The sequence below is a fragment of the Pontibacter ummariensis genome (assembly GCF_900188175.1).
GTDB lineage: Bacteria > Bacteroidota > Bacteroidia > Cytophagales > Hymenobacteraceae > Pontibacter > Pontibacter ummariensis.
Map to the genome: position 1 here is coordinate 45,865 of NZ_FZOQ01000027.1, position 13,438 is coordinate 59,302.

Consider the following 13,438-nt stretch of genomic DNA (forward strand, 5'->3'; position numbering starts at 1 on the left):
TTGGAGGTAAAACAAGCCACTAAACAACTCGCTACATGCTGTACGCCGTCCTGAAGCTAATTTACAGAGCCGGGCTGTTCGTTTTCTTTAGAAAGTTAGAGGTGCATAACCGTGCTCTGATGCCGGATAAGGGTCCTCTCCTGGTCGTGTCGAATCACCCGAACACGTTTATGGACCCAATTGTAACGGCCTCCCTGCTACGCCAGCCGGTGTTCTTTTTAGCGAAAGGAACTGTATTTGGCTCTAAGCTTCAGAACTGGATACTGCGCCAGATGCACCTGATCCCCATTCACCGCCGCGAGGACAATCCGGAACAGGCTATCAGCAATGAGGAAGCCTTCGCCGCCAGCTTTCAGGCGCTACACCAGCAAAAGACTTTGCTCATCTTTCCGGAAGGCAACAGCTTTAACCAGCGGCGCCTGCGCAAGATCAAGACAGGCACTGCACGTATCGCTCTGGGGGCTGAGGCAGAATCGCCCCAGGCTTTGGGCATTAAAATCTTACCTGTTGGTTTAAACTACTCCGCCCCTACCCGCTTTCGGAGCGACGTGTTCATTAATGTAGGGCAGCCCATACAGGTAGCGGATTACCTCGCCGCGTACAGGCAAGACGGGCCCGCAGCGGTACTTGCCCTGACAGAAGAAATTCGCCACCGGCTGGAGCGCCTCATCATCCACACCCCCACCGACGAAGAAGACGAACTGGCCAGGCAAGTAGAGGGCATCTACAAAGAGCAGTTGGCAGCCACAGTTCCGGCACGTTTGCCGGAGCAGGACTTTTTACTAACAAAGGCCATCGTGCGCAGCGTGAGCTACTTCAGCCAGGTAGCCCCGGAACGGGTGGCCGCTCTTAAGCGGGACCTCAGCAACTACCGCTTGCAGCTAAAGCGCCTGCACCTCCAGGACGCCGTATTGGGCAAAGGCAAGCAGGAAGTTTTGCGTCAGAGTCTGCTGTCTTTGCTCTTTCTGGTACTTGGCCTGCCTGTGTACTTATATGGCTTGCTTCACAACTACCTGCCCTATCTTATTCCCTCTAAAATCGCCCGTGCCGTCACACAAGAGGAGGAGTGGTATGCCCCCATCATGCTAACCGCAGGCATTTTCACCTTTCCTGTGTTCTATCTCCTGAAAGCCTGGCTTGCCGCAGAGCTGCTTGACCTGTCACTGACATGGCTGCTGACATATTTCCTGAGCTTACCCTTAAGCGGCTTCTTTACGCTGGGGTACTGGAACATTATGCAGAAAACGCAGGATAACTGGCTATTGCTCCGCCTGTTCTTCAAGCGGCAGGACGTGGTGAATAAGCTCCGCCAGCAGCGACAACAGCTCATCGCACAACTGGAGCAAGCCAGGCAAGACTACCTGCAGGAGACAGAGGGCTCCCCAAACAACTTTAAGGATGCAAAGGCCTAGGAATGATCAATTTCAGGCATACGCTCGTACAAAAGAACCTATAGTACGAACTTAAACTGGAAAATCATGAAAAGAACATATGCATTTATACTGTCAGGGGCTATGCTCGTAAACTTTGGGCTAGTCAGCTGCTCAGGCGAAAACACCACCGGCGTGGACATAGAAAACTCAGAAGAAGCCTATGACGGGGAGGTTAATGAAGGAAGCCTTGATAGGGACGTGGAAGAGGATGAATTAAGAAATAACCAGGGAACCGATTTACGGGATCGGGGCATAGAGCAGGATACACCTGTGATGCTTGATCCGGATGTAGGACCAGTGGACCCAATTGGTGAGGAGAATCCAGGTGGCCCTATACGGGAAACCGAGGAAGAGGAGTTCTAAGCATTTGCCAGAACATAACAAAAGCCGCTAACGCTACTTGCGCTAACGGCTTTTGCCTTTTTACTCCTCATCGCCCAGGGCATAGCCAACTGCGGCGGCAACTAAACCTCCCAGTAAATAATAAGCTACAGCCATTGCCTGCGTTTCGGTGGTTTTGTTGCTTGGCTCCTCTCCCAAGCCTAGTGGACCAGGTAAGAAAACCGCACCAGCACCAGCAGCAGCACCTAATACAGATCCTTTCCACCAGGCATCTTTACCCGTGCCAGCAAGACTATAGTAAAGGGAGTTTGACAGCACATCACCTACCAATGCCCATGTATGCAGCTCATCTCTGTCGCTTGGCGGCTGCTCGTCTGCCTCCCGCATTAACTTGGCTATGGAGCGCATGCCCAGAATATCCATTCGGGGTGCGTTTGGTGTGAATCGTCGTACTGTTTCGTGTACCAGGGTCACGGCGCAGGCGCCTGCCAACCCGCCTGCTAGAGCTTTAATTACCTTGTTCATAGTTTTACTTTGTTTCAAAATGTTATTCAGGTATAGCCGTATCCGGTACAGAAGGTTTCAGAAGGCACTTAGGGGATAACTTGTATCAGGTCAGCCAACACAGCATCTTCCCCTACTTTTCGTGCATCGGTAGGGCTGTCATACACGATCAGCACGTGTTTCTCGTCATACGTGGTCAGCCCCTCCGCTTTGTCTTTGCCTGAGTTATCGCCTGTGCCATGAGGCACCTCGCACAGGCGCTCCAGCTCGTTGTTGTGCACCATCTGCTCTCCCTTCTTGCTGATGGCACCGGGCCAGCGATAAATGGCGATGACGCCATCCAGATCCATAGTAGGACCTGCCAGAATGTAGATGTCCTCACCAAACACCCGAAGCTCCCGGACACCCTTGCCCCTTAGGTTTAGGAAATGCTTTTTGTAAGGCCTGTTCTCCGCAACCTGCTTTAGGTGCAGCACGCCCTGCTCATCTTCCTCCGTCTCTATCTCCAGCACCATGGCCCATCCCCGGAGCACAGGCCCACGCAGGCCAATGAAAATACGGCTACCGCTGATAGCCAGCCCCTCTATGTCAAACCCATTGTCTTTGCCTGGAATATGCATAAAAGGCGACACGTGCTCGTCGTGCTGTAGCACATCCGTTAGTACGCTGCTCGTGGTGTCCCCCTTAAGTTGTGCCGCCCGCAAGGTATGCCCCGGCCGGTCTGGGTCTTCACATGATTTGTAAATAACGTAATGCCCCGTCTCCTCATCCTGCAGGATAGGAATGCGGGCCAGCAGGTAGCGGTTCGGGTCAGACTTTACCTTGGACAGGCGTTTCATCTGCTTTGCAACGGAATCATGCCGGCGGGGCTTTCTGCGCTTTAGACTGTGTGAGCCCACAATCCAGAGGTAGTTGTTTGCTATCCCCATTCCCTCAATGTCTATCTCGCCTCCGTCCTTTGCCGGTAAGTCGAGGTAGTCGCCCAGGTTAAATGACCGGTGTTTGGCAAAGGAACCATCATCAGAGCGGGTGAGCCGCTCCACTGTCAGGCGCTCGTCGCAGCTTAGCCATAAATCATTTCCTGTCCGCAGTACAGTAGATAAGCCGTCCCGGACGTGTTTCCCCTCAGGGTTTAAACTCAGTTCCGGATCAAAACGCAAGGTTATGTTCTTTCTCATGGCTGCTTATGTTTATGGCGTACAATTAATAACTCCAATACAGGCATTTACCTACCTAAAGTTACCACTTTAAGTTGGCCGGGCATAAAAAAAGCCGGACAGGTTGTCCGGCTCTCTTCATCTATCCTAAAAGTAAATTACTTTACTTTCGCATCTGTTTTAGAACTGTTGTTACTGTCTGAGCTAAGCTTGTTCTTACCAGCAGTCAGGTTGTTCCCACCGGCAGCTTTCATGTTATTAGCTGTTTCCATTGCTTTTGCCTTCAACTTGTTCTTGCTTTTAGGGCTCATAGCCAGCCAGCCTGCGCCAAGCGCCAAGATAGTACCTCCTACCACTTTCTGTGTTGTACTCATGTGGCTGATTTTATCCATAATAGGGCCACTGTACTGCTGTAGCTTACCGGTGATGTTGCCCAAGCCTCCTTTTCCTGAGGTAGCGTTAGTGTTTGCTTGTCCATTTGCTTGGGATGAGTTATTGGTTTTATTGTTTTCCATAGCTTTAATTACGTTAAACGTTACATTTATACAATTCTAGCGCCCAACCTCCGATACAACTCTACCAGATATTTATGCCGGGTACTAGACTTATTTTATCGGAGAAATAAACATATAGTTGCGTATACCGCAATATTTCTGTTATTCCAGTAGCTCCCCTACACCGTCCACACACTCACAGGTAGTAGTAGCCTGTTCACCTCATAAAGTTATGTGACTACAAAGTTTCTGTCCCGCCATTTGCCATAGCATGGAGGTGCTTTGGGAAGAAGAGCACTACGCCTTGCTCCTGGCTGCACGTCTTTCTTTCCGGAGCATTACCACCTCTGTTAGGCTAATGCCTACCAGTAGCCACAAGCCACCCAGCAGGAAACCTGCCAGCACATCAGACAGGTAGTGCACTCCCAGGTATATTCTGCTAAAGCCGATTAGGAGGATCAGTATGGCTGCTACCCACGGGATAAGCGTCCGAAACATCGGGTGCCAGCTATAACGCCCGTAAGCAAAGTAGGCCAGCAGGCCATAGAGCATAATGGCTGTTGTCGCGTGCCCACTCGGAAAAGAAAAGTGCTCTACAGCATAGTACGCTACATCTACAGGCCGTGCCCGGCTGATGATCGTTTTGCCAAACCTCACCGAGAGCCCCACACCTGCCAGTGTCAGCCAGAAGGCCAGCAGCGCCACATAACGTTTTTGATACAGGAGAACAATCGTTGCCAGGCCCCCGACTAGCAAGGCAGCCTGCTGGTCCGCCAATTGGGTGATGGTATAGAAGAACAGGCTCAGCCTCTCGCTACGCATGCTATACAGGAAAGCGGTGAACTGCTTATCAACCGACACGACCCAGGCAGCCTGCATAACACTTTCTGTCAGCTCTGATAAAAGCAGGATATTGATGGCAGCCACCAAAAACACCAAGGTAAGCGGTAAGCCAACAAACTCCCGGGTGCTAAAGCGATCTACCGCAACCTGAAAGACATGCGGGTATCTCCTGCGCAGCTCTTTGACTGCAGGTTGGCGCCTTAGCCAGTTTATGGCCCTTCTGACTCTATAGGTAAGGGGGTTTTTCATAAGAATGCATCGAAGGGGTATACGGGAGGCACCGGGTTTGTTTATCAATATACCCTCTTGCCTTTCTAAAGATGCCCCTACACCCCAAAAAGGGGCTAAACCACAACTAAGGCTATCTAAACAAAGTACATATTTACATGAAGGAGATAGACAAATTGTTTGATAAAATAATGCTAGGGCTAGGGGTTGTGTTGCTGGTCTTGTTCTGGATACAATTTCCGGAGGCACCCACACAGGAAGAGCATTACTACGCCTCCTATGCCTCACCTAGCGCCGAAACGAAGTCCACCTCAAAATGGACTTATTTAAAACCAGATAAGGCACTTTCGCCACACGAAGTTATACGTATACAACTAAAGGCACTACAGCAAAACGACAAAAGCGACAGTGGTGTCATCACGGTGTTTAACTTTTCCTCCCCTACCAACAAGCTGTATATCGGGCCGATCAATCACTTCAGACTCTTAGTAAGGGACCCTGCTTATCGTCCAATGCTAAACTTCAAAAGTTACAAAGCCGGGCAATTGGTCGTGACGGGTAACACGGCGTACCAACTGGTGGTGATTACAGATAGAAACGGCAAAGAGGAAGCCTACCTCTTTATCCTTTCAAAGCAGCGCAAGGGCAGCTACAAAGGCTGCTGGATGACAGAGGGTGTGGCGCGTATGGATGCCTTTCGGGAGACGAGCCTGACTTAAGAAAAATTGGCACGTAGGAAGCCTAAGAGCCGTTTGCCTTGCCCCCTGTGCACCTACTTTTGTGATGAGGACAACTTATTTCGCTGGCTGTAACTCCAACTCCATTTTGATGTCTGCCCGCTCGTAAATGCTGGCAGGCAGGGGAACTTCCACAAAGCCAAGACGCTCGTATAGGTTAAGGGCTGTTTGCAGGCGACGGTTAGAGACTAGGTATACCTTATGGGCACCAGCACGGCGGGCCCAGTCAATGGCTGCCTCGCCCAGCATCTTCCCGATCTTCATGCCCTGCATTTTCGGGGCCACCGCCATCTTGGCCAACTCGAACACGCCTTCCCCGTCTTTTAGCAAGGCACAAGTGCCAACAGGCTCTCCGTTAAAAAGCGCCATCAGGATGTGCCCTCCTTTGTTGATAATGTAGCCTTGTGGGTCACTGAGCGACTTCACGTCGGCGTCTTCCATCACAAAATACTTCGAGATCCACTCGTGGTTCAGGTCATAGAAAGCCTGGCCGTAGAACAGGTTAAAGTCTACTATCTGTATAGCTGAAGGGGTACTATAATGCTGTGCCATGTTGCGCTATGTAATAAAGGCGCAAAGTTAGAAAAATGGCGTGATTAGAGGAGCGTATGCGACGAAAAGAGCAGGTGCTGCCCTTGCTGCTAGGTAGAGCAGCAAGGGACGAAGTTCGTTGAGCCTTACTTCACTTCTTTAGAAGGTTACCGCGCAACTCCCCGTTGGGATGACGCGAGCTGTGGATATTTACGTACCAAAGGCCTGCCTTTAGGTCGCTCGCCTCGCCTTTTGTAAGCATGCGTGTCGTACCAATCACTGTACCGCTATAGCCGGTGCTAAAGCCTCCAATACTTACTACAGGAGGGGCACTGGCGTTTGCATCAGCCGGGCCGTGGAAGTGCATAGCCGTAGTAGCATCGGCAGGGTTTCCTAACTCCCAGGTGATGGTGTAATCAATTGTGTTGGTTAGTTCGCTGTATGCTACATTCATAGTACCCGAACCCTTAGAAGTTACCACCGGCCGCTGGTTTGCCCCTAACAGCTGTACATTATTATACTTCGTCTTCCCATCTATAAAGAAGAATTCCTCTTCATCATCACTTTTGTCGCAGGCGAGGGTTAAGCCACTAAGTACCACCAGGTACAGGAGCAGCGATTTTCGGTAACTTACGGTCTTCTTCATTTTGCAGGTAAATTAGATTAAGTTTAAGCATACTTATAAGTACGCATCCTGCATCCGTTGTTAAGCCAAACCACTACTATTCCGTAAGCCCTTCGAAGGCTGATACCAAGCCCTGTTTTTACCTGGCAAAGAAGCTTGTACAAACAAAAAAAGCGGACAAAAATGCCCGCCCTTTCACCTTTATTACAAACATCTTTAAACTTATATCTGCACGATGTTGGCGTCTGGCACCTTCACCTTGTCTTTTTTCTGTAGGCCAGACAGTACCTCAATGTTAATACCGTCGGAAATGCCTGTCTTGATTACCCGCTTTTCAAATACCTGTGGGGCTGTCTCGACCTCTACATATGGCTGCTCCTTCTCAAACTTCAGCATGCTTTCTTTAATGGCCAGCGCCTTCTCACGCTTGTCCAGCACAATGTCGGCATTGGCACTGTAGCCCGCGCGAATAAAGTCCTTCTCATCCAGCAGTACCTTGGCCCTGATGGGGAATTTGATAGTCCCTTCCTCATCCACTCCTTTCGGGGCAATGTACTCCAGCTCGGCATCAAACACGCGGCCCTCAATAGCCCCAATCGTGAGCAGCAGGTCCATGTTCTCCCGCAGCTTGCCAACCTCCGACTCATCGATCTTTCCCTCGAACACAAGGCTGCGCATATCGGCCACGGAGGCAATGGTAGTACCCTCGTTAAAGTTGTTGCGCTCGATAATAGAGGTACCTACTTTTACCGGTACATCCAACAGCATGCCGTCGATGGTGGAGTAAACCAGGTTAGAGGACTGCCCTTTTTGGCGGGAAGAGCCTTCGCGTACCAGTTGCAGGTTGTTTTCCGCTGCCCGCAGGGTCTCCTCTTTTATGGCAAAGTCTGCTTTGTACTTGCGGTACTCCTGCTCCGGCACTACCTTCTGCTCGTATAGCTGCTCATAGCGGGCCAACTCACGCTTTGCCTCCTCAAAGTTGAGCCTGGCTCTTTGCAGCTCTGTCTCGGCGTTGTTCACGCTCACCATGTTCGGCACAATACGGATCTTCGCCAGCAGCTGCCCCTTTTTCACTACCTGGCCCGCCTCTACGTATAGCTCCTCCACAATACCAGACACCTGCGACTTTACCTGTACCTCCTTGCGGGGTACAATAGAACCGGTGGCTACCGTTTTCTTCACGATCTCTGTCTCGAAAGGTGATTCTGTTTTATACACCACCGGGTCTGTGTGCGCTTTGTTGTAGAAGTAGTAGCCCAGCCAGCCAGACAGGCCCAGGAAAACTACGATGAACAAGCCTAAAAGAACCTTTTTCATAGTTGATGTTTATTTATGTATTCTTGATCTTTTCCTCTAATTGTCTCTACTCGTCTTTCAGAGCCACGACCGGATTCACGCGGGCGGCCTTGGTGGCAGGTATTAGTCCGGCCAAGGCCCCTGTTATCACCAGCAACACCGTAGCGGTTATGGCGATGCCTGGGTTTACCTCCGGAATGCCGAAGAAGCCTGCCTGCACGTCGAACTTCCGCATCAGGTACTCGATCAGGGCGATAATGCCCGTACCGCCCAACAAGCCAACATAGCCGGCCAGGCCAGTGATCACGATAGACTCCTGAATGATCAGGCTGATGATGGACCATGGCGTGGCCCCCAGCGCCTTGCGAATGCCTATCTCCTTGGTGCGCTCCTTCACTACAATAAGCATGATGTTGCTTACCCCGATAATTCCGGCGATGATGGTGCCAATGCTGACCAGCCAACTAAAGCCCGCAATGCCGGCAAACAGGCCTTGTATGTCCTGAAACTCCTCCTCCACGTTAGCCGACCCGAAAGCCTTCAGGTCTGTAGGGGCTACTTGGTGGCGCTGCATCAGCAAGGTTTTTACCTTATCCTCTATCACCGCGGCCGGCACACCTGGCTTGGGTACCAATGCCAGAGAGCCTACCTTGTTCACCTGATTAAAGGTCTGCTGTAGTGCTGTGTGGGGGATGTAGATGACTTTAGCGTCTTCCACAATGTCCTCCCCTTTTCCAACCGGCTCAAAGGTGCCCACTATCTGAAAGTAGCTCCCCTTAATGCTGATGTACTCTCCAATCGGTTCTTTCACACCCGGGAAAAGCACCTCCAGTACCCGTGGCCCCACTACTGCTACCTTTCGTTTTTCCCGCATGTCAATTTCATTCACAAAACGACCACCCGTAATTGTGAGCGGCCTCACAAAGAGAACCTCCGGCGACTCTCCGTTTACCGTAAAAGCTGAGCTCTTGTCTTCGTAATTCACGGTAAAGTCTCCCCCCAGCTGGTTATTGGGTGCTACTACCCCCACCTCGGGTATGTTGGCTTTAATGGCAGCCACATCATCGTTTGTTATCTGGATAAAGCGGCCGGCTTTCAGGCCCATATAAGGCACGCTGGTTCGCTGCGTCCAGACAAAAACAGCGTTCTTGGCAATGTTGAACTCACTCACGATGCCGTTTTCCAGCCCCTTGCCTGCACCAAGCAATACGACCAGCATAAAGATGCCCCAAAACACGCCAAAGGCCGTAAGCCCCGTACGGAGCTTATGCTTCTTGACGGTATTGTAAATCTCGGTCCACTTATCTATGTCGATCATAGCTCTTCTTTAATTTTGAATCACTGTGTTTTGAATGACTGACTAAAGGGTGCTTTGCTTCAAGATTTTCGGAGGTGTTAGGAACAAGGCCTAGGACTTGTCACCAAGATCTTTTCAGGATGAAAACAAGGCTCAAGTACAGGGTTCGCACATCAATACATCCGCTTTTTTTTAAATAGTCACGCATTTAAAATTCAGTAGCTCATTTATTCCAGGTTATCTAGTCTGCCCGCAGTGCCTCAATGGGCTTGATGTTGGCCGCCTTTAGAGCGGGAACCAGCCCGGCAAGGGCGCCTGACAGTACCAACACCAGCGTAGCAGCCAAAGCCACTTCCAGGTCTACCTCCGGGTTGGCGAAAAAGGGAAGCTCAGCTCCCGATGACACGAGCAGGTGCTCTACTAAGGCCAGCAACCCCGTACCGCAAAGCAGGCCCATGTAACCGGAGAAAGCAGTGATCACCACCGATTCCTGGAGAATCAAACTCACAATGGAGAAGGGCGTTGCCCCCAGGGCCTTTCGCACTCCGATCTCGCGGGTGCGCTCCTTCACAATGATCAGCATGATATTGCTCACACCCACGATACCGGCTATCAAGGTGCCAATGCCCACAATCCATACAAAGATGCTGATGCCGCTAAAAAGTCCCTGCAGCTTGAGGTACTCTGCCTCGGTGTTTTCAATGCCCAGGGCCATGTCGTCATTCTCTGCGAACTTGTGCCGTTTGGCCAGCAAGGCCCGCAGTTTGTCCTCCACCTGCTTGGCCGGCACGCCATCCTGCGGGGTAAGCAGCATCATCTGCACCTGGTTTGGCTGGCTAAAGGCTGTCTGTAGTGTAGAGAAGGGGATATAGGCCCGTTCCTCCCGACGGCCGCTGTTGTTGCCACTTGCCTTAAAAGTACCGATCACTTTAAAGTAAATACCCTGTATGTTCACGTACTCGCCTACCGGGTCCTGCTCTTTGAACAGCACCTTTGCGGCCTGCTCGCCCAGCACAATCACTTTACGCTTCTCCCGCTCGTCAAACTCGTTCAGCACGCGGCCCCGGTAAGGGCGTTCGCCGTTCATGTCCAAAAAAGCCGGCTCTGCCCCAAACACCTGGTAAGAACCATTCTGGTCTTTATAGTTGATCGTGTACTCGCCCCACACGCGATTGCGCGGTGCCAGCTTATTTAATTGGGCTACCTCCCGCTCAATTGCCTCCAGGTCTTCGTTCGTGAACTTGATCTCCCTGCCCGGCACCATGCCTTTATGTGCCAGCGCTGTTTTCCCGCTCCATACAAAAATGCTGTTCTTGGCACCAGCACCAAAGCGGTTGTACACGCCGTTCTCCATGCCCTTACCCGCACCGAGCAGCAACACCAGCATAAAGATGCCCCAGAACACGCCAAAGGCTGTCAGGAAAGTTCGCAGCTTGTTTTTCTGCATTGTTCCCAGTATCTCCTGCCACTTATCCAGATCGAACATGTATGCTACTTATTTGATAGGTTTCGTTTGCCTTTTTAAGTGTAAGCGTGCCTATTTAGCTGCTGATTCAGCTGCTACTGTACTGGCTGTTTCGTGGAGGCCATGGCTATTTACAATCAAGCCATCCTTTAAGCGGATCACACGGTGGGTCTGCTCGGCAATGTCGTTCTCGTGCGTTACGATCACCACCGTCATGCCCTTGCGGTTTACCTCTTTAAAAATGTCCATTACCTCGTAGGAGGTCTGCGTGTCCAAAGCTCCTGTAGGTTCGTCGGCCAGGATTAGCTTGGGCTGTGAGATCAGGGCACGGGCAATCGCTACCCGCTGCCGCTGCCCGCCCGACATCTCGTTTGGCGAGTGCTCTGCCCAGTCTTTCAGCCCCACCATGTCCAGGTACTCCAGGGCCAGCTTATTGCGCTCTCTGCGGCTTACCTTCTGGTAGTACAGCGGCAGGGCCACATTCTCCATCGCATTCTTAAAAGACAGCAGGTTGAAGGACTGGAACACAAAGCCCAGGAAGCGGTTGCGGTAATAGGCTGCTTTAGCTGCCGATAAATTCTTGATAGGGGTACCAGCCAGAGTATAGTCCCCCTGATCGTAATCGTCCAGAATACCCAGAATGTTAAGCAAGGTAGACTTACCGGAACCGGAAGAGCCCATGATCGACACAAACTCCCCTTCCCCGATGTGCATGTCTATGCCTTTGAGCACATGCAGCCTGTTGTGGCCTACGGCGTAATACTTGTGTATGTCCTGGAGCTGTATCATAGGCTAAATGTTTGACAGTAAAACTCTTTCTTCATACGGTAGTCGGCTATGCAAGCTATCAGTAGTTAAAGTAATTATAGGTTAGATTATACTTACAACGCTTTTCTATCGACCTATTTCCCTTCTGCATCGACTAAACAGCTATAACAGCGGCTGCATGCTTTTTCTTTGTGAATGAAGTCAGTTGGTAAAACAAGCCGCGGGCGAGATAGGCAGCTTTAATTTAGTGTAGCGCAATAGTAAGAACGAAGAAAACAATGCCTGCCTTCGAGCTGTAGTATCCAGCGCGAAACCACTGCGTACGAGAGAGCATGCGGCAACAGCAAATCCCTGCGCCTATTCTCTTTCACCCACTGAAGCATCACCTGGGCTACATCCGCCTGTTTCTACAGGAAAGCGAACTGCTCTCAGAACTGGAGCTAAAGATAGCCCTCCGCACCATTGGCGGCTCACAACTGGACCTGTATACCGGTCCGCTTTCCTCACAGCAGCTTTCTCTAGAGGTTATCGCCTATCTTCAGCAAGGCGGATTACTGCACCCGGATGCTTTCCGCAACTACCTGGCCCCTTCCGGCTACGGCCTCTGCTCCCTCTCCGACGGTTCCGGGTGGACACTACGCTGGGGGCTGCACGAAGGGCGCCATGTACACCTGCATCCGGCCCGCTACTCCCGCCACACCCAACGGGTAAAGGCTAACCACCTTAAGACAGCCATTGCTGCTGCCATCGCCACTACCCGATTCCAGCGCAGTATGGACTTGCCCTTGCTAAACCAGGTGCGGGACAGGTGGCTGGCACTACCTCCGGTAGAGGGTTATACTGCAGAAGAAGGCCTGGGAAAAGTTCTGGCACTGCTGCTTTAGGCCCAACCTTAACGGTTCATGCTTTGCAGCGAGGCAAGCGATACCTTCCTGTTGTTTAGCTGGGTGTACTTGAAGTCATCTCCGCCCCGGAAATCGGCACCTTTGATGTCAAAAGCATCTTTGACCTTGGCGTACTTAAAGTTGGCAGTGCCATCAAAAACAGCTTTGCGGAAGTTCACGCCCTCTTGAAACTCGGCGTACTTAAAATTAGCCTCCTCCCCAAAGGTGGCACCGGCAAAGCTTACCAGCACAGGGAACTTCACATACTTGAAGTTCGCATCCTCCCGGAACAGGGCATTGCTAAAATCTACCCGCTTCGCAAACTTACTGTACTTAAAGAGACCTTCTTCCGAAAACTTACTATTCGCAAAAGAGGCTCCTTCCTTAAATTCGGAATACTTAAAAGCACTTGCTTCCTCAAACTTGCAGTTCTCGAAACGCACGCTTTCCTCAAAGTTGGTATTGTACACCTCATCGGAAGAGTTAAACAGGTTACTGGTTTCCGGGTTGTAATAAGCCAGCACATCGCCTTTAAAGGTGCAGTTGGTAAAAGACAGGGGCACCGTTACTGTACTAACGTATTCTTTGGAGCCATTCCCTTTCTGCTGCTTCATGTTCTCCAGCCTGGTCATGTCCAGGTCACCTACAATCACGGCATTCTTATAAGAGACAGCCTCTCCCCGGTTTATCTTGGCAATGATTTCGGAAGCGTTTACGCTTGTTTGTGCCCAGCAAAGCAGTGGAAACATCAGCAATACAAACAGCATCAGTACTTTTTCTTTCATAGTTCAATCATTAAGGTTTACACGTTTCGCTTTTCTTATGCTTTAAAGA

Annotated in this window: 15 protein-coding genes; 4 read left to right on the forward strand and 11 right to left on the reverse strand. The window is 50.9% G+C overall.

The annotated features are described in order from the left end of the window. Positions 1–35: 35 nt before the first annotated feature. Both CHB92_RS21300 and CHB92_RS21305 read left to right on the forward strand, forming a co-directional pair. Positions 36–1,412: a lysophospholipid acyltransferase family protein gene (locus CHB92_RS21300; RefSeq protein WP_089321264.1), complete on the forward strand. Its 1,377-nt coding sequence runs from the start codon at positions 36–38 to the stop codon at positions 1,410–1,412. Positions 1,413–1,478: 66 nt separating this feature from the next. Further along, positions 1,479–1,796, forward strand: a complete 318-nt coding sequence (locus CHB92_RS21305) for a hypothetical protein (protein WP_089321265.1) — start codon at positions 1,479–1,481, stop codon at positions 1,794–1,796. A gap of 60 nt (positions 1,797–1,856) precedes the next feature. On the opposite strand, the gene CHB92_RS21310 is transcribed toward CHB92_RS21305, so the two are convergent. The 4 genes from CHB92_RS21310 to CHB92_RS21325 form a co-directional block, all read right to left on the reverse strand. Next, complete coding sequence (locus CHB92_RS21310) at positions 1,857–2,300, reverse strand: hypothetical protein (RefSeq protein WP_089321266.1); 444 nt, start codon at positions 2,298–2,300, stop codon at positions 1,857–1,859. Positions 2,301–2,368: 68 nt separating this feature from the next. Further along, on the reverse strand, positions 2,369–3,457 hold the full coding sequence (locus CHB92_RS21315) for a DUF3616 domain-containing protein (RefSeq protein WP_089321267.1): 1,089 nt from the start codon (positions 3,455–3,457) through the stop codon (positions 2,369–2,371). 137 nt (positions 3,458–3,594) lie between these two features. Then, the gene (locus tag CHB92_RS21320; protein ID WP_089321268.1) at positions 3,595–3,951 is read right to left on the reverse strand and encodes a hypothetical protein; all 357 of its coding nucleotides are present in this window, start codon (positions 3,949–3,951) and stop codon (positions 3,595–3,597) included. Positions 3,952–4,227: 276 nt separating this feature from the next. Next, complete coding sequence (locus CHB92_RS21325) at positions 4,228–5,022, reverse strand: phosphatase PAP2 family protein (protein ID WP_089321269.1); 795 nt, start codon at positions 5,020–5,022, stop codon at positions 4,228–4,230. Positions 5,023–5,159: 137 nt separating this feature from the next. Here CHB92_RS21325 and CHB92_RS21330 point away from each other — a divergent pair, with 137 nt between their 5' ends. Next, a complete protein-coding gene (locus CHB92_RS21330) occupies positions 5,160–5,720 on the forward strand; it encodes a DUF4864 domain-containing protein (protein ID WP_089321270.1) in 561 nt (186 codons plus the stop codon). Positions 5,721–5,795: 75 nt separating this feature from the next. Here the strand turns inward: CHB92_RS21330 and CHB92_RS21335 are convergent, their stop codons facing one another. The 6 genes from CHB92_RS21335 to CHB92_RS21360 all read right to left on the reverse strand — a co-directional run bounded on the left by CHB92_RS21335 (position 5,796) and on the right by CHB92_RS21360 (position 11,741). Then, positions 5,796–6,290: a GNAT family N-acetyltransferase gene (locus CHB92_RS21335; protein ID WP_089321271.1), complete on the reverse strand. Its 495-nt coding sequence runs from the start codon at positions 6,288–6,290 to the stop codon at positions 5,796–5,798. A gap of 130 nt (positions 6,291–6,420) precedes the next feature. Beyond that, entirely contained in the window at positions 6,421–6,915 is a 495-nt protein-coding gene (locus CHB92_RS21340) for a CHRD domain-containing protein (protein ID WP_089321272.1), read from the reverse strand. Between the two features lie 201 nt (positions 6,916–7,116). Then, a complete protein-coding gene (locus CHB92_RS21345) occupies positions 7,117–8,211 on the reverse strand; it encodes an efflux RND transporter periplasmic adaptor subunit (RefSeq protein ID WP_089321273.1) in 1,095 nt (364 codons plus the stop codon). Between the two features lie 46 nt (positions 8,212–8,257). Next, on the reverse strand, positions 8,258–9,508 hold the full coding sequence (locus CHB92_RS21350; protein WP_089321274.1) for an ABC transporter permease: 1,251 nt from the start codon (positions 9,506–9,508) through the stop codon (positions 8,258–8,260). Between the two features lie 220 nt (positions 9,509–9,728). Next, on the reverse strand, positions 9,729–10,973 hold the full coding sequence (locus CHB92_RS21355; protein ID WP_089321275.1) for an ABC transporter permease: 1,245 nt from the start codon (positions 10,971–10,973) through the stop codon (positions 9,729–9,731). 51 nt (positions 10,974–11,024) lie between these two features. After that, a complete protein-coding gene (locus CHB92_RS21360) occupies positions 11,025–11,741 on the reverse strand; it encodes an ABC transporter ATP-binding protein (RefSeq protein ID WP_089321276.1) in 717 nt (238 codons plus the stop codon). A 311-nt stretch (positions 11,742–12,052) separates the two neighbouring features. Here CHB92_RS21360 and CHB92_RS21365 point away from each other — a divergent pair, with 311 nt between their 5' ends. Continuing rightward, positions 12,053–12,604, forward strand: a complete 552-nt coding sequence (locus CHB92_RS21365; RefSeq protein WP_089321277.1) for a hypothetical protein — start codon at positions 12,053–12,055, stop codon at positions 12,602–12,604. An 8-nt stretch (positions 12,605–12,612) separates the two neighbouring features. Here the strand turns inward: CHB92_RS21365 and CHB92_RS21370 are convergent, their stop codons facing one another. Then, entirely contained in the window at positions 12,613–13,389 is a 777-nt protein-coding gene (locus CHB92_RS21370; RefSeq protein ID WP_089321278.1) for a pentapeptide repeat-containing protein, read from the reverse strand. Between the last annotated feature and the right edge of the window lie 49 nt (positions 13,390–13,438).